Source organism: Rhodopirellula islandica (genome assembly GCF_001027925.1).
GTDB lineage: Bacteria > Planctomycetota > Planctomycetia > Pirellulales > Pirellulaceae > Rhodopirellula > Rhodopirellula islandica.
The window spans coordinates 157,957-173,878 of sequence record NZ_LECT01000048.1; the positions used below are offsets into that span (position 1 = coordinate 157,957).

The window sequence follows — 15,922 nt, forward strand, 5'->3', positions numbered from 1 at the left end:
TACACTGCCACGATGAATTCTCGCGAAACCAACTCTGAATCGGCGGCCCCCAGCCCCATCCCGGCGGCCGCCAAGGAACTCATCGCGACCGCATTCCATGAAGCCGGTCATGCTGTGATGGCGCTCGCGGTCGGCCGCAGCGTGCAAAAAGTCACGATCGCTCCCGGCAAATTGCAATTCGGCGGCTCGCGGCTGGGCACGTGCGAGATCAAAAAAGGCCGCTCCAAAGGCAGCAAGGACCAACTCGAAGATGACGTTTTGGTGTTGCTGGCGGGAATGGTGTCCGAGGCTCGCTTCACCGGTGTCTACTGCCAAGCTGGAGCCTCCCAGGATCTTCGCGACGTGTCGGCTCGCTTGTGCACACGGGCCGCATCGCAACGCCAGCACGAAACCTTGCTCAAACGCATGCTCGCGAAAACCGAACACATCCTCCACGACGACGCCAACCTTGACGCCATCCAGGCGATCACGAAAGAGCTGCTGGAAAAGACCACCATCAGCGGCCGCGCCGTGAAACACCATTTTGAGATGGCACAACGTCGGCACGCTTGACTATCAATGCCGATCGGGTCGTTCGCGATCCTTCCTCCGGGACCTGACCTCCGGAGACCATTCCCTGAATCACTCACCGCCCTTCGTTTCCTGTCGCAGCTCAGACAATCCGTCCCATGCAAATCATCGCTCGAGAACTGAATCTTCCTGAGAAACAAGTCGCCGCGGTCATCGAACTGCTCGAAGCCGGCAACACGATTCCCTTCATCGCTCGGTACCGCAAAGAAGCCACCGGTGGTTTGGACGAAATCGCACTGCGTGCAATCGAAGACGCACTCGAAAAGCACAACGCTTTGCAGGCACGAAAAACCACGGTCCTGAAAACGATCGAAGAACAAGGCGCCCTGACCGCGGACCTCCGAAAGCAAATCGAAGCTTGCACCGACTTGCGAACCTTGGAAGCTCTGTACCTGCCCTACAAACCCAAACGCCGCACGCGAGCCACCATCGCTCGCGAAAAAGGATTGCAACCACTCGCGGATCTGCTGCTGAAACAAACCAAGCTGCCTCAGTCCAAGCAGCAAACCCTCGCTGGCTTCGTCAACGAAGACTTGGACGTCGCAGATGCCGATGCAGCCCTGGCAGGTGCTCTCGACATCATCGCAGAGCAATGGAGTGAGGACGCACCGGTTCGTGAGTGGATGGTCGAAAAGGGAACCAAGTTCGGACAAATCACCTCCGCCGTCAAACGAGGCAAAAAGGACCAAGCCGACAAATACGAAGCCTACCTGGATCGCGCCGAATCGGCCGCCAGGATCCCCGGTCACCGACTGCTCGCCATGCTGCGTGGCGAAGCCGAGGGCGTCTTGCGAGTCGGGTTGCAAATGGAAGACGACCGAGCGATCTCGCACATTCAATCAACCTTCCTACGCAACCGCTCCTTTGAGTTCGCGAAAGAACTGGAATCCGCCGCCGAAGATTGCTTTCAACGTCTGCTTCAACCAGCCACGCAATCCACTGTGCTACAAATGCTGAAAGAAAAGGCAGACGAAGACGCCATCGGCGTGTTTGGCAAGAACTTGCACGAACTGTTGATGTCGCCTCCCGGTGGCCCACGGGTGACCATCGGAATCGACCCTGGATTTCGAACCGGCTGCAAAGTCGCTGTGGTCGATGGCACCGGCAAATTCTTGGCCAACACGACGATCTACCCCACGCCGCCCAAGTCCGACACGGCGGGTGCGTCGAAACAATTGTTGGCGCTCATTCAGAAACACCAGGTGGAACTGATCGCCATCGGCAACGGCACCGCCTCGCGAGAAACCGATGCCTTCGTCGGCGAACTGATTCGCGACAATCAACTGGATGTCACCAAGGTGATGGTCAGTGAATCGGGCGCGTCGATCTATTCGGCCAGCGAACTGGCGGGGAAAGAGTTCCCCAATCTGGACGTCACCGTCCGAGGCGCCATCAGCATCGCACGTCGCCTGCAAGACCCGCTCGCAGAGCTCGTTAAAACGGACCCAAAATCCATCGGGGTCGGTCAGTACCAGCACGATGTGAACCAGCCTCTCCTCCGCAAGTGCCTCGACCGCACCGTCGAAAGTTGCGTCAACCACGTCGGAGTGGACTTGAACATGGCCAGTGTGCCGTTGCTTTCACGTGTCGCAGGCATTGGGCCGAAATTGGCCGAGAATATTGTTCAGTACCGAGACACCAACGGTCGTTTCGGAAGCCGGAAAGAATTGACCAAGGTTCCCAAACTCGGCAAAAAAGCGTTCGAGCAAGCCGCTGGCTTTTTGCGCATCCGCGGTGGAGACGAACCGCTGGACAATTCCGCTGTGCACCCCGAAAGCTACTCGCTGGTCAGCCGGATGGCGAAGGAATTGAAGGCCGACGTGAAGACCTTGGTTGGCAACGCGACGTTGAGCCAAAAACTGCAACCGGAATCCTTCGTGGACGACCGCTTCGGAATCCCCACCATTCGCGACATCATCGCGGAATTGGGCAAGCCGGGACGCGACCCGCGAAGCGAATTCAAAGTTGCCCAGTTCGACGATTCGGTCCAATCGATGGCAGACCTTCGCGAGGGCATGGTGCTCGAAGGAGTCATCACCAATGTCACTCACTTTGGTGCCTTCATTGACCTGGGCGTGCACCAAGACGGTTTGATTCACGTCTCTCAACTATCCAACCAATTCGTGAGCGACCCATCCGAAGTGGTTTCCGTCGGCGACGTGGTCAAAGTCAAAGTGCTTGAAATCGACCTCGATCGCAAACGCATTGCCGTCTCCAAGAAGGCTCTTGGATAGCTTTCAAGCGTCTCGGCAGATCGCTTCGTCGAAGAACGCGAGTTGCTGATACAGCATCGAAATTGACGGGGCGATTTGGCTGGCTTGATCGCCGATCGCTCGCAAAGGATTTCCGAAAATCGCTTCGACTTCCATCGGCCGTTTGGCCAAGAAATCCAGCCGCATGCTGCTGTCATAGGGCACCATGGTCTCGGTGTGTTCCATCGTCGCCCGAATCGCTTTCTGGTCGATCTCAACACCACAGGCCGCCGCGCCCGCGTGAACTTCCGAGATCAACTGCATCGCCAATTCGCGGCCCGGTTGCGATCCGATGATTCGATCGGTCGAGGCATCCAGGACAACCGACAACCCGTTGAACGGGATGTTCCACATCAGCTTTCGCCAACGAGTCTTGGCCAGATCATCGTTCCAGTTGGCATCGATGCCCGCTGACTTCATGTCCGCTTCGATCCGGTGCCCGACGGACTCCGCCCAGGATCGGTCCACGCCCGGTTCTTGATAGGCACCAAATGCGATTCGGCCATAGTCCAAGTGATGGATGTGCCCCGGCCCCACCTTGTTGCTGCACAAGAAACAACATCCACCCAGGACGTGTCCTGCAGGGATTGTCCGGCGGACATCCGCCTCGACGTTCAACCCATTCTGCAGAGTCAGCACCACGCCCTTCTCCGCCGTGACCTGCGGCAACCACTCATCCAGCAACGCATTGCGAGTGGACTTCAACGCCACGATCACAACATCGCACTTGGGCATCGATTCCACGGACTGGTAAACCTGCGGCGATTCCAACACGAAGTCGCCCTGCACGCTGTCGATTCGCAATCCGTTTTCGCGAACGTGGTCGAAATCCGAATGCAGCAAAAAATGAACCTCACATCCGGATTTCGCCAACATGGCTCCATACAGCCCGCCGACCGCACCACTTCCAAGAATTGCATAGCGAAGCGGTTCGGCGGGAGCAGTCATTTGGAATTCCTCTTCTTTTTCGCTGGTTGGCGTGACTTCTGGGAAGCGTCTGGCAGCTCATTCAGTTCCAATGCCGGAACCGAATCATTGCCCGCCAAACGGACGATCATGTCAACCGGGTGCGTCCCCGCTTCAAGCGTGACCTCGACGGACGCCTCGGTGTTCGATTGCCCCGTTGTGTCAATCAAGGCGGCATCATGCAACCGCAGCACAGCGTCGCCGGTCGCGGTCAGTCGCACTTCGTAGCGTCCCGTTTTGGCAACATTCAGAACCGACCGCACACGAACGTTTCCTTTGCCGGCGGTTCGCACCGCTTCATCGACATCCAGTTCCTTGATGTCAACCTCGGTCGATTGGGCGGGGTCTAAACGCGAGACCACTGACGTTTCGCTCGGGCAATAGGTGACGACCATCGGAGCGTTCGCTTCCAAGGTGTCATCCGCCGGGATGGGGGCCTGATCGTAGGGACGCGGAGCGGACGCATTGTTCGAGCGAACCTGCAAAACACGGTCGTGCATTCGTTGTTGCAACGCATCCATTTCGGCGGATGTTCCCGCCAAGTTGTTCGCTTCGCCGGGGTCGTTGGCCACATCGTAGATTTCGAAGGGATCCGAGTGCGACTGGATGTTGTGCCGAACGCCTTTGTAACCGTCCAGGAAGATCGCTTGCATTTGGCCACGACGAGCACCGCGTCTGGCGGGTTCGAAGTCATCGTAGTTTGGCGTTTTGCCTCCGTTGAAATACTCGACGTAAGTCGTCGGCGGTGCTTGCTCCCCCGTCTTCAACAACGTCGGTGCCAACGAAACACCGTCCGCTCGTGCTGGAACAGTTGCTCCCGCCAAATCAGCGAACGTGGTCAACCAATCATGGAACTGGCTCGCGCTACGATCGATTCCTGGTGCGATCTTCCCGGGCCACCAAGCGATGGTCGGGACTCGGATCCCGCCTTCGTAACAATCGCGTTTCATCCCATCAAAGGGCCCGTAGGACTGAAACGAAGTTGGGTTGTAATTCACATTGCGAATGTAGGATTCACTGTGTGGTCCGTTGTCACTGGAGAGAACCACCAACGTGTTCTCGTCCATCTTCAGATCACGAAGCGTTTGCAGCAGGTCGCCCATCAAGTCATCGAGACGACGGACGCTGGTTGCAAATCGGACCTCGGCATCCGTCCAGCCCTGATTGGCATAGTCAGGATGCTTGTACGAATCGATTGGCCCGACCGTATTGATCATGCGATCAGTCTCGCCGAGCCACTGCACGCCGCCCTTGACCCCCTTGCCTTCTGGATACGGCGAAGCCGGGTACTGGATCGAGGCGTGAGGCGTGTCGTAGGACAGGAAGACGAAAAAGGGTTCGTCCGCGGATTGCGATTGATGGTCAACCAAAAACTGCTTCGTTTTCGCGGTGAACAAATCGGCGGTGTAACAGCCCTTCAGCTGCGACGAAATCTCTTCGTCGTTGTGCCAGAGTTCCACCGGGTTGGCGTGCGCCTCACCGTTGGCGATCGGCCACTTGTCGGCGGGATAGTGATTGTGCCCGTCGCGGTGACGGACGTAGCCAAAGAATTCGTCAAAGCCACGCTTGGTCGGGTACGCGGGCCAAGTTTCGGCGTTGCTGCCTTCCCCCTGCAACCCGTACTTGCCAATCAAGGCGGTCGTGTATCCCGAGTCCTTCAAAACCGATGCGACCGTCGGTACATCCGGCAATGCCTTGTCAAATTGGTTGTCGCGTATCGACGCATGACCTTGATGAACGCCCGTCAGCAACGAAGCACGACTGGGAGCACACACCGGAGCCGGGCAGTAGTGATTTCGCATCTGCAGCCCTTCGGCAGCCATCGCGTCCCAGTGGGGTGTTTGATGCGTCCGATCGTGCTTGGATTCGTTCTGGTAGTAACACCCCAAATCGCCCCAACCAAGGTCGTCGTAGAGAACGAACAAGATGTTCGGTTGGCTAGGTGGGGTGTCCGCAGTGGCTGGGGCGGGCGCGAACCCATTGGACAAAACCATCAGTCCAACGAGCAAACACAGAAGATGGCGAGAACGCATGCAAACAGCTCTTCATGGGGGGGGACGTGTGAGGGACACCGATTCTAACTCAAACCTTTCCCACCGTCCTTCCCCATCTTCTGATTGCCGCTGCATCGCTTTAATCAAATCAGATGGATGCGTGGTGGTTTGGCCAATCGCTTGACACGCATGGCCAAACTTGGATGCAACCAACTCGCTCGACGGGCCGCAGGATGGCCCGCGGTGACTCGTCCCAACGCAGCGGCCATCATTCCCGCCGCCTCCGCTTCAGTTGCCGGCATGCCTTCCGCTTGGTTCCCCGCTTTGACTGCCAACTTGCAAGCGACCGCGTCGGCATCCCATTCAGTCAGATACGCCACGGCACTCAGCGTCCCCACCGTCAGCAACAACCCAGCCAGTCCGCCAACCGTTGCTCCCCAAGCTTCATTGGTGAACAAGGATCCCACCCAGATCGAAACGAACCAGGCCGGTGCGACCGCAGCCATTCGGATGGGCACATGCCAACGACGCACGTGGGCAACTTCATGCATCACCACCATCAGCACTTGTCCGCGAGGCAATTCATCGAGCACTCGATCGGACAACAGCAGCAAACGGCCCGGACGAAACAACCCGGCGACCAACGCGTTGAACACGCGGCCATTTGTGTTCCATCGCACAATCCGCATGCCACCCCATCCTCGAGTTCGAACGCCAACGCGTTCCAACCACAGGCTGATTGTTTCGCGATCTTCATCGGAAAGGGGCTCTTGCCGAATCACTTGAGCGACCACCCACGGCAGCAGAAATGCAATCACCGCGATGCCGACTGCGATTCCAATTGCAAGAGCGTTTCCCGTCGCGAGCGGTTGGCTCCATTCCGCCAAATCGCCGAGCAACAGAAACATCATCGTCGGGATGATCAACCAGACAGGACCGCCGCGAAGCCCCGACCAAAGTGAAACAAAGTAGTTTCGAAGCGTTGAATCGGTGAGCCCCAATCGGGCTCCGAAGACATGTTCCGCGGACCAAGTCGCCAGCAGAATCGTGATCCCCGGTGTGAGCAACACGATCGACTGCAGCATCATGCTTGATTCCAAAATCGGTTGCTCTCGAGTCCAAGCCGCCAGCGAAAAAGCACCCAGGCAAACCAACACGACCGGCAATCCTAACCACCGAAAGATGTCCAGCTGAATTTCCAGCATCCGCGCCGCGTCACGCAATCGCATGTGCCCGCGACGTACCTGCAACACCATCATTCTGGCCGCGGTGTGACAGAGGATCGTCCAACCAGCGACCAACGCCACGCTGGCAATCACCGAGCGAAACGAAGGTTCTGACCAACCGGGAGCCGCCCCACAGCAAAGCGATACCAAGACCAGCAGAAAGACGTAGAACGACAAATTGATTCCTTGTTCGTTGAGCACGAGCCAGAATGGCTTCACGGCCAAGCATCAGCAAACCCAATCTTTTGAACGCCGTCAAAGGAATCTTAAAAAATTCCCCAGTTCACTGGTCCCAACCCCGCAAAGCGTTCGGTCTGCAACGGTTCTAGCGAATGCGAGGCTGAGTTCACACTTGGCGATCCTTTGAGCCCGCCTGTTCTACCGGTCTCCCGCAGGTTCACAACCAAGCCGGCAACGGGCACTGTGCAAATGCATCCTCCCGTTTTGGGGGCTGCTCGGATAACACGCACTCACCTTGCGGTCCTGCGCATCGGATGAGCAGTGACTGCTGCGTTCAGAGGCAAGCAAATGACTTCGCCGCGTCTCATCAACGACACCCATCTCCACCTTGCACGCTAGGACGGGAAGAGTCGCCCCCGAAGCACAAAACCTCCAACCAAAACGTCGCAGCCCCCCATACGTTGGCATTTCCTTTGCCTTCAGCGTTTCATCGTGTGGGTGACGGACGCTACCCAACCGGGACCAGAGCTCACGCGACGACGAGAATTTTTGGGAAGGATTCTTCCCTTCTTCACCCCATGTTTCGATTCCTCGATTCAACTCGCGTTTTCGAAACTCTCACCTAGGGACCTGTCGATGAGTCAGAAGAAATTGAAACGCTCTGGATTCACTTTGGTCGAGTTGCTGGTTGTCATTGCCATCATTGGAGTCTTGGTCGGGCTGCTGCTACCAGCGGTCCAATCAGCTCGAGAAGCTGCCCGTCGGATGAGTTGTTCCAACAACATGAAGCAACTCGGTCTCGCGATGCACAACTATCACGACACCATGTCCACGTTCCCGCTAGGTTCCTATAACCTTCGCGAAACTTGGCCCGCCAGCGGATCCAATTGGCGAGCATTGCTGTTGCCTTTCATTGAACAAGGGAACATTCACGAGAAGCTCGAATTCAGCTACTCGTCCCACTTCATGGCCGGAGGTGCGGCGGGTGCCGACGCGTTGAAAGGCAATGAAGTTCTCAAGTATCTCGCCGTACCAACCTACGCTTGCCCGTCCTCGGCAATCGAGATGTTTGAAGATGCTCCGGTCTCCAACAATTCCGAGGGAGCCATGAACGTCCAGTATGTCGGAATCCAAGGCGCCGCTCGACCAGTTCCTGGTGGTGATCCCAACAAAGGGACCGCAGACCTCGGTCACGGTTGGTCCTCCAACAACGGGATGCTGTTCCCCAACGGCAAGATCAAGATGCGAGACGTCGTGGATGGAACCACCAACGCGATCATGATCGCGGAACAGTCAGGCTGGGTCGATGGAGTCAACCGAACCTCCAACTATTACGGTGGATGGATGGGGTCACGACACCCGCGTCCCGTGGATGGCTCCAGCAGCTGGGATCTCTGGCAAACCGGGACCACCTGCGTCCGATTCGCTCCGAACTCTCAGATCGTGCAAACCGGGGCCACCGATCGAATGTACCGCAACAACACCGTGATCAATTCCATGCACACCGGTGGCATCAACGTGGTCATGGGCGACGCCAGCGTTCAGTTCATCACGGATTCAATTGACTTCATGCTGCTGAAGCAACTGTGCTGCCGCTACGACGGTGAAATCACCTCGCTTCCGCAGTGAGGTTGGCAGTCAGCCGCAGGCAGTCGATTTCGGGACACACTGGAGGGCCACCTTGGCCTCTTAACTCGCCGTGGCACGGCGTGAGCCCTTCGGTCCCACACCAGGCAATCAGTTCGACTTCACGAATTTCGCTAGCACAACCAATCCACCAAGAGAAATCAACACTTCCTATGAAACGATCAAACTCAATGAACCTTCCAACCACCATGCTCTGCACCGGCCTGGCATTCCTCACGACAATTTCGATCGGGTGCAGCGATTCGCCTCCGGAGGGGACGGTCGAGGGAACCGTCACTCTCAACGGAAAACCTTACGACGACGCTGCGGTCATGTTCTTGGATTCAACGACCGGACAAGCGGCGGGCACGGACATCCAAGACGGTGGCCAATTTGTTCTGAAGGATCCCGTTCCAACCGGAACTTACAGCGTCTACCTCGCGCCCCGAACGGTTCCGATGGAAGAGGGGTCGCCAGAGGCCGTCAAAATTGACGAATCAGTTCCAGAAAAATACTGGAATGAAGCCAGCACTGATATCGAAGCGATCGTCAACGAAGGCGAAAACAGCGTGACCATCGAACTCAAAAAGTCGTAAGACTTCCGAGCCAGTGCCTCCCATTTGCTGACCAGCCAATCCAGGGACGCTCGAGAGCAATTTGCTCTCAGCGTCCCTTTCGTCGTTCAACCAGACCGACTTTGTCCCTGCGCTTCAAAATGCGTTATCTTTGGGGCATGAATCACTCACAAAATTGGATCGCACGGGTCCCTGGTTGGTTTTGCATTCTCATTGCGCCGCTCGTTGGGTCGCCTCACACATTTGCGGACCAGCCCGCCGCAGCGAATGAACGGAACGTCGCATCGGAACACTCCTTGCTCGAGAACCGAATCGACGTTCATCCAAACCTGATGTCCGGCGCGGCACCGGTCGGGGAAGCCGCGTTCGCCGAACTGGCTCGATTGGGCGTCAAGGTGATTGTCAGCGTGGATGGCCAGCGTCCCGAGGTTGAATTGGCTCGCAAGCATGGGATGCGATACATCCATATCCCCATCGGTTACGACGGGGTGGATCCAGACGCCTGCAAGTCCGCTGCAGCACTGACTCAACAGGTCCACGAACCCCTGTATGTCCATTGCCATCATGGCAAACATCGTGGTCCCGCGATGGCCGCGGTGATCGGACAATCCGCTGGTTGGCTGAATCGCAACCAAGCCATTGCCCTGTTGAAACGGGCAGGCACGGGATCGCAGTACGCGGGTCTTTGGCGTGACGTGGATGGTTTTCGACCTCCGCCCGATTCTGCGAAACTCCCTGAACTGGTCGAGATCGCCGAAATCAGCACGCTGGCCTCCCACATGGTCGAGACCTCGTTGCAATACGAAGTCCTGCTCAGCGCGATGAAGGACAACGCCTGGAAGGTCAGCGATGTTCGGCTGCTTCAAGAAGCCTTGCGAGAGTCCCATCGGGTCTGCAACGAAGAAATGCGTGATTGGATGCTCGATTCAGTCGAACTGGTCGAGTCCATGGAATCCCAAGTCGAAGGCAAGGATTGGCATGAACTCCAACACTCCATGGCTCGGCTGAAGCAAGCGTGCAACCAATGCCACCAGCGTTATCGCAACTGAATGCCGGACGGCAACGTCGCGTGTGTCGCGTCGATCATGGCATCGCAAATTTGGTGCAGGGAATCCTCGCCAATGCACAATGGCGGCGTTGTGTACAAGCAGTCTCCAAACGGGCGCAACCAAACACCTCGTTGAACCAACTCCTCTTGCACACGCTGCATCTTCGGTGGGTCGCGAAACTGGACCACGCCGACCGCTCCCAAACATCGAACGTCGGCCACATGGTCGAGCTCTCGCAACACAGACAATCGCTCTCGAAGGACTGATTCCAAGCGATCGATGTCATACGAAGTCGTCTCAAACAGATCCAACGAAGCATTCGCGGCAGAACAGGCCAGCGGATTGGCCATGAACGTCGGCCCGTGCATCAATGCCGCACCAGGATCGTCATCGTAGAACGAATCAAAGACATGTGTTCGGGCGATTGTGACTGCCATCGACATCGTGCCTGCTGTCAGGGCTTTGCCCAAACACAGGATATCCGGCACCACCGGATGCTCGTCCTCCGCGGTGTGGTCCACCGCGAACATTTTCCCGGTTCGCTGAAACCCGGTCGCGATCTCATCAGCGATCAACAACACGTCATGTCGCCGACACGCGTCTCGGATCCGACGCAGCGTTTCCACGTCGTGAAATCGCATCCCGCCGGCGCCTTGCACCAACGGTTCGACGAACACACCAGCAATGGAATCAGCATGTTCGGAAAGCACACGATTCAACTCTTCTTCGAACGATTCATCTCGCGGGAGCGGCACATGGAACTGCTGCGTGATCGCGTCGCTGTAGCGAGCATGCATGCTTCGCTGCGGGTCACACAATGACATCGCGCCGGTGGTGTCACCGTGGTACGCATTGTGAAACGCCAAGAACCGAGTCCGCCCGGGACGATCGCGGCGACGCCAGTGCCCGATCGCCATCTTCATTGCGACTTCGACCGCGACAGACCCGCTGTCGGAAAAGAACACATGATTCAAATCCCCCGGAGCCAACGCAGCCAACCGAGTCGCCAAACGCTCGGCGGGCTCATGCGTGATTCCACCGAACATCACATGCGGCATTCGCGCCAACTGTTCCGTCACCGCCTCGCGAACATGAGGATGATTGTAACCGTGACAGGCTGACCACCACGACGCCATTCCATCGATCCACCGCTGGCCGCTGGCGCCAATCAAATGACAACCTTCCGTCGCCACGATCTTCATCGGCGGCGGAGCGGTCTTCATTTGGCAATACGGTTGCCACACATGGTTCTTCATCGGTCTTTCAGCGCTCGTGGCTCTCGCATCCTCAAGACGCTCGCAGCTTGGCGGCTTCTTCCTCGAGCGATTTGATCTCGTCTTCCAGTTCCTTCAGTTCATCCAAATCGTCCGCCTGCTCTTTCGAACCAGCCAGTCGAGGACGCAAGGTCTGAAGTTTCTTGTTGATGACGTCCAGACGTTTCTTCGCCTTCTTGTCCATGGTGTCTCCTACGGGGAAATCAAAATTCCAGCAACGCAACGATGAAGTGCACGACCAACACGTACAGCGTCGTCCATAAAACCGTTGCGGTGATGCAATGACTGACATCACCGGCTGAATGTTTGGGGGTAATCCCTTGATGGTAACCAATCGCCGCGGTGCCGAAACCACAAAGCAAGTTCTTTGCCAGCACCCAATCCCAACCTTTCCAACAGGTGATCAGGGATCCTCCGGTCGTATCGGGCGTGATGGCACGAAAGAAGTGTTGTTGCCAGAAATGAACGCCAATTTCCGGATGCGAAAAGTTGAACGTGATGCGGCTGATCCAGTGCGAGGCGGTGAACGCGATCCACTCCAAAATCGGTGTCGCAATCAGGAAGGCTGCCAAAATTGGAATCAGCAAGTACGCCGGGGCGCGAATCCCCAATGTCCGAAACGCATCCACCTGCCCACCATACTGCTTGACTCCCACGTCAGCGGCCACTGCCGCACCACACCGGGCCGCGATCAACACGGTCGCCAACACCGGCACCAAAATCCGATACAGCGCAAACCCGATCGAGGAGAGCAACTCATCGATCAACAACGGCTGGGTGTACAACCGAAACGGCAAAAACCGCAGCGTGAAATACGTGGTTGTGAATCCCGCAATCAAACCCGCGATGATCAAATAAACCCAGGCCGACGGACCACCCACCAATCGCAAATAGTGAGCGAGAAAACGCCCCGCCCACTTCACGCTAGGGACCACCGGCCGCGCATCCCAAGGCAGCCTCGCGGCGGCGATCAAGCTGCGTCCCGTCGAATCCAAGAATCGTTGCGTTGCACGCCGGACCATCTCAACGGTCCGGGAAATTGGCTTTGTCACAACCTCGTTGAGCTGTGAAGGCGCCAGCGCCACCGATTCCATTTGTTCGGCGACATGGGACCACTCCGCTGGCTCGATCCGGCGGATGGTTTTCCCGGCGGAATCGAACAACAACACTTCGTCGGCAATCGGCAACAACGTCTCGTAGTCGTGCGTCACAACGATGCTGGTTCGACCGAATCGAGACTGCGTCTCTCGAATCAAATCCGCGACTCGTTTTCCAGTCGCGGCATCCAACCCGGAGGTCGGTTCGTCGTAAAGAATGATTTCGGGCGCGGATGCCAACGTCCTTGCGATCGCCAAACGTTGTTTCTGACCACCACTGAGTGCCGCCACAGGTGTCGACGCGGGCACACCAAGGAATTCCAACCAATCCGCCGCGCTATGCTGAGGCGATTCGCTGAGATCCGCACGGTGGTCAATCGCGAATTGAACGTTCGCGGTTGGCGAAAGTTCGTCGAACAATGCAAACTGCTGAAAAACGATTCCCGTTCGCGGCATCGACTCCGAATCAACGGACTCGCCTCGCCAGTGAATGTCACCGCTCCACTGAATCGCGTCGCCGTGCCGTGGCAAAATGCCCGCCAGGACTCTCAGCAGCACACTTTTCCCAGCACCACTGCCACCGACCAAAACGGTGATCTTGCCATCCGGAAAAGCCAGATGAGCATCTTGCAACAGCGTGCGTTGGCCTGCCGACACGCACAGATGGTCCAGAGTCAATGCGTCAGACAAAACGAACCGCCAAGTGAATGATGTCCATGCCAAGCGTAAGGGGTTGGGTTGAGCCGGACTGGAATGCTGACGAATCCCTCTACCAAGCAACGCATGATTGAAAACTGTCGAGTTTCGCTGCGTGGCCCAAGCACCGAAGAGGCGCCGAAACAACACGCAAGAGTTTAGCGTGTGCCGGTTCCGTCGCCATCGGACTCCCTCAGACGAACTCGACGCAGGGGCCCCTCACCGGTTAAGCTTCGTCTTTGCTCACCAACCATCTCGCTCGCACTCAATCGCCGTGGCCAAACGTCCTGCTCATCCCCGTCCTCAAACCAAGTCCGCTCCCTGGTACGCCGATGGATTGCGTTTCGAATGCACTCAGTGCGGCGAGTGCTGCAGCGGTGAACCCGGCTATGTCTTCGTCGATGAAAACGAAATCGAAGGCCTGGCCAAGGAAATGAAGCTGGACCGAGAGGCGTTTGAGCACAAATTCCTGCGTCGCGTCGGCAACCAATTCAGCTTGATTGAATACCCCGACGGGGACTGCATTTTCCTGGACCCGAAGTCGCGACGGTGTATGGTTTACAACGCTCGCCCCATCCAGTGTCGCACCTGGCCATTCTGGGACAGCACCCTCGCTGGCCCCTCCGATTGGGAGGAAACCTGCCAAGTCTGCCCGGGGGCAGGAAAAGGCAAGCTGTACAACTTTGACGAAATCGAGATTCGCCGGAAAGAAAAGTCGGTTTAACTGGAGTGTAGCGGTTATGCCGGTCGATACGGTTCATCAGGGACCAACTCTTGCCTGCTTCGGCGGCTTGACCGGTTCCGACTTGAAACCTAAGCTGCCTTTGTAAGTCCATCAATCACAATGGTTTGCGGAGCCAGCCGGGGTGACAAAAAAAGAAATCGTGCGCGTCATTTCCGAAGAACTCGGACTGACTCAGCAAGAAACCAAAGAGGTCGTGCAGCGGACGTTTGACTCGATCGTCGAAACCTTGGTGCGGGAAGGCCGCATTGAACTGAGGAACTTCGGCGTTTTCGAAGTCAAACCGCGAGCTGCTCGAAAAGCACGCAATCCAAAGACGGGACAACAAGTCGACGTGCCCGAAAAGTACGTCGTCACGTTCAAACCCGGCAAGGTGATGGAACAACGCGTCCGGCAACTGTCCAGCGACAACCTGCCTGACACCTGGGTCATGCCTGTGGATCATGTGCCAACCTCCGGTTCTGCCGAGCGTCCGAACGAAACCGACGACCCGAACTCGAACCGTCCGCCAAACAGCCCCCCCAACAGCCCTTCGGGCAGTTGGCAATAGAACGCACCGACAAGTTCACGGAGGAACTGACGATGAAAAGCTCGCAAACGACCGCGAAAACTAATTCTGCAGCCCGTCACGGCCAACGATCCGTCATGAGCCGTTTGGTTCTGGGATGCGTGTTGATGGCCGGCCTGGCCACCTCCGTTGGCTGCTTTGTGCCGATCTACTCCAGCCGACCTGAACGACGCGTTCAACAGTTGCTGTACACCTCGGAAGACCTGCGTTCTTTGGTCGACGAATGGGAGCGTTTCTGGTTCCTTGATTCGCCTTCGCACATGACCCCCATCCGTACTCACGGTGGCGTGCTCTAGGGCACCTGATTGTCTCAGACAGCGAGATTCATTGTGGATCTCGCCTGAGAATCAGAGCAAACGAAAGTCTTTCCGACTTTCGTTCATCAATCGCTCGGAAATCCATCTGGTTTTTGCAAGGCAGCAAAAGCCATCCGGTGGCTTGAATCGGGTGGTTTCGCTCGACCGCCAGCATTGAAATTGGGAACTTTTCCCGAGGCGTTTGTTGCGAGTTTGGCCCTCTCAGGCCGAACTGGACACGCTCGGCTGCATTCGCCGAATGAAGTGTCGCCCAGGCCAATCCAAAAGATGTCTTTCCCAACCGGCTCGTTTGAGATGCCGGTCGGTGATGCGGGCATTGCTCACGTGCGCCACGATGGCGTACGACTTCCGAAGCCGCGCGATTTCGTCGAGCACCTGAAACGCTCCGATCGCGGTTGCGAACCCCGTTGCATCACCACTGCGAACGTAGTCCAGCGTCATGAACGCGTTCATCCCTCGCGGCACGTGGTAATCGAGACAGCAAACGTCTCCCTGCAACGCGGCGAATTTGGCTTGCCACCACACCTGAGCCACCGAGACAGGACTTCGCATCCCGTGCTGCTCGATTCGTTCCAACTTGCCGTCACGCATCACGATCCGGCCACAACGAACGCGAGAAATCGCGTCTTCGTTGGTTTCGAGCTGGGTAAACGATCGGCGAATCCACATGACGAGCGATTTTGAATGACGAGCGACTCGGAATAACGTCCTGGACACACGCGTGTCCGACCAGCGACAATTCGAAAGTGGGATCCGCCTGCTAGTGGTCCGTCAAAGTTAAAAGTGAGGG

Annotated in this window: 15 protein-coding genes; 8 read left to right on the forward strand and 7 right to left on the reverse strand. The window is 57.0% G+C overall.

What is annotated here, in order from left to right; genetic code table 11:
- Positions 1–12: 12 nt before the first annotated feature.
- Positions 13–552, forward strand: a complete 540-nt coding sequence (locus RISK_RS24755) for a M50 family metallopeptidase (protein ID WP_047816998.1) — start codon at positions 13–15, stop codon at positions 550–552.
- A gap of 116 nt (positions 553–668) precedes the next feature.
- The gene (locus RISK_RS24760; RefSeq protein ID WP_047816999.1) at positions 669–2,804 is read left to right on the forward strand and encodes a Tex family protein; all 2,136 of its coding nucleotides are present in this window, start codon (positions 669–671) and stop codon (positions 2,802–2,804) included.
- Between the two features lie 3 nt (positions 2,805–2,807).
- Here RISK_RS24760 and RISK_RS24765 read toward each other — a convergent pair whose 3' ends face one another.
- The 3 genes from RISK_RS24765 to RISK_RS24775 form a co-directional block, all read right to left on the reverse strand.
- A complete protein-coding gene (locus RISK_RS24765; RefSeq protein ID WP_047817000.1) occupies positions 2,808–3,770 on the reverse strand; it encodes a putative 2-dehydropantoate 2-reductase in 963 nt (320 codons plus the stop codon).
- The gene (locus RISK_RS24770) at positions 3,767–5,821 is read right to left on the reverse strand and encodes a sulfatase-like hydrolase/transferase (RefSeq protein WP_047817001.1); all 2,055 of its coding nucleotides are present in this window, start codon (positions 5,819–5,821) and stop codon (positions 3,767–3,769) included. Before RISK_RS24770 ends, RISK_RS24765 begins: the two co-directional genes overlap by 4 nt.
- Before the next feature lie 104 nt (positions 5,822–5,925).
- Positions 5,926–7,227: a M48 family metalloprotease gene (locus tag RISK_RS24775; protein WP_236696669.1), complete on the reverse strand. Its 1,302-nt coding sequence runs from the start codon at positions 7,225–7,227 to the stop codon at positions 5,926–5,928.
- A gap of 597 nt (positions 7,228–7,824) precedes the next feature.
- On the opposite strand from RISK_RS24775, the gene RISK_RS24780 reads away from it, so the two are divergent.
- From RISK_RS24780 to RISK_RS24790, 3 genes are all read left to right on the forward strand, one after another.
- Positions 7,825–8,817: a DUF1559 domain-containing protein gene (locus tag RISK_RS24780; RefSeq protein WP_047817002.1), complete on the forward strand. Its 993-nt coding sequence runs from the start codon at positions 7,825–7,827 to the stop codon at positions 8,815–8,817.
- Positions 8,818–9,005: 188 nt separating this feature from the next.
- Positions 9,006–9,410: a carboxypeptidase-like regulatory domain-containing protein gene (locus tag RISK_RS24785; protein ID WP_236696670.1), complete on the forward strand. Its 405-nt coding sequence runs from the start codon at positions 9,006–9,008 to the stop codon at positions 9,408–9,410.
- A 275-nt stretch (positions 9,411–9,685) separates the two neighbouring features.
- Complete coding sequence (locus RISK_RS24790; RefSeq protein WP_236696671.1) at positions 9,686–10,438, forward strand: hypothetical protein; 753 nt, start codon at positions 9,686–9,688, stop codon at positions 10,436–10,438.
- On the opposite strand, the gene RISK_RS24795 is transcribed toward RISK_RS24790, so the two are convergent.
- The 3 genes from RISK_RS24795 to RISK_RS24800 are packed head-to-tail and all read right to left on the reverse strand — an operon-like array spanning position 10,426 to position 13,499.
- The gene (locus RISK_RS24795) at positions 10,426–11,694 is read right to left on the reverse strand and encodes an adenosylmethionine--8-amino-7-oxononanoate transaminase (protein ID WP_047817005.1); all 1,269 of its coding nucleotides are present in this window, start codon (positions 11,692–11,694) and stop codon (positions 10,426–10,428) included. The genes RISK_RS24790 and RISK_RS24795 overlap by 13 nt on opposite strands.
- A gap of 31 nt (positions 11,695–11,725) precedes the next feature.
- Positions 11,726–11,896, reverse strand: a complete 171-nt coding sequence (locus RISK_RS32725; protein WP_053061297.1) for a hypothetical protein — start codon at positions 11,894–11,896, stop codon at positions 11,726–11,728.
- Positions 11,897–11,915: 19 nt separating this feature from the next.
- Positions 11,916–13,499, reverse strand: coding sequence for an ABC transporter permease (locus RISK_RS24800; protein ID WP_047817006.1), 1,584 nt, complete (start codon positions 13,497–13,499; stop codon positions 11,916–11,918).
- 280 nt (positions 13,500–13,779) lie between these two features.
- On the opposite strand from RISK_RS24800, the gene RISK_RS24805 reads away from it, so the two are divergent.
- From RISK_RS24805 to RISK_RS24815, 3 genes are all read left to right on the forward strand, one after another.
- The gene (locus RISK_RS24805; protein WP_047817007.1) at positions 13,780–14,229 is read left to right on the forward strand and encodes a YkgJ family cysteine cluster protein; all 450 of its coding nucleotides are present in this window, start codon (positions 13,780–13,782) and stop codon (positions 14,227–14,229) included.
- A gap of 160 nt (positions 14,230–14,389) precedes the next feature.
- Positions 14,390–14,797 carry an HU family DNA-binding protein gene (locus RISK_RS24810; RefSeq protein ID WP_236696672.1) on the forward strand — a complete coding sequence of 136 codons (408 nt, stop codon included), beginning with the start codon at positions 14,390–14,392 and terminating at the stop codon, positions 14,795–14,797.
- Between the two features lie 95 nt (positions 14,798–14,892).
- Positions 14,893–15,111: a hypothetical protein gene (locus RISK_RS24815; protein ID WP_231846276.1), complete on the forward strand. Its 219-nt coding sequence runs from the start codon at positions 14,893–14,895 to the stop codon at positions 15,109–15,111.
- Between the two features lie 222 nt (positions 15,112–15,333).
- On the opposite strand, the gene RISK_RS24820 is transcribed toward RISK_RS24815, so the two are convergent.
- Positions 15,334–15,801 carry a hypothetical protein gene (locus tag RISK_RS24820; protein WP_047817010.1) on the reverse strand — a complete coding sequence of 156 codons (468 nt, stop codon included), beginning with the start codon at positions 15,799–15,801 and terminating at the stop codon, positions 15,334–15,336.
- Between the last annotated feature and the right edge of the window lie 121 nt (positions 15,802–15,922).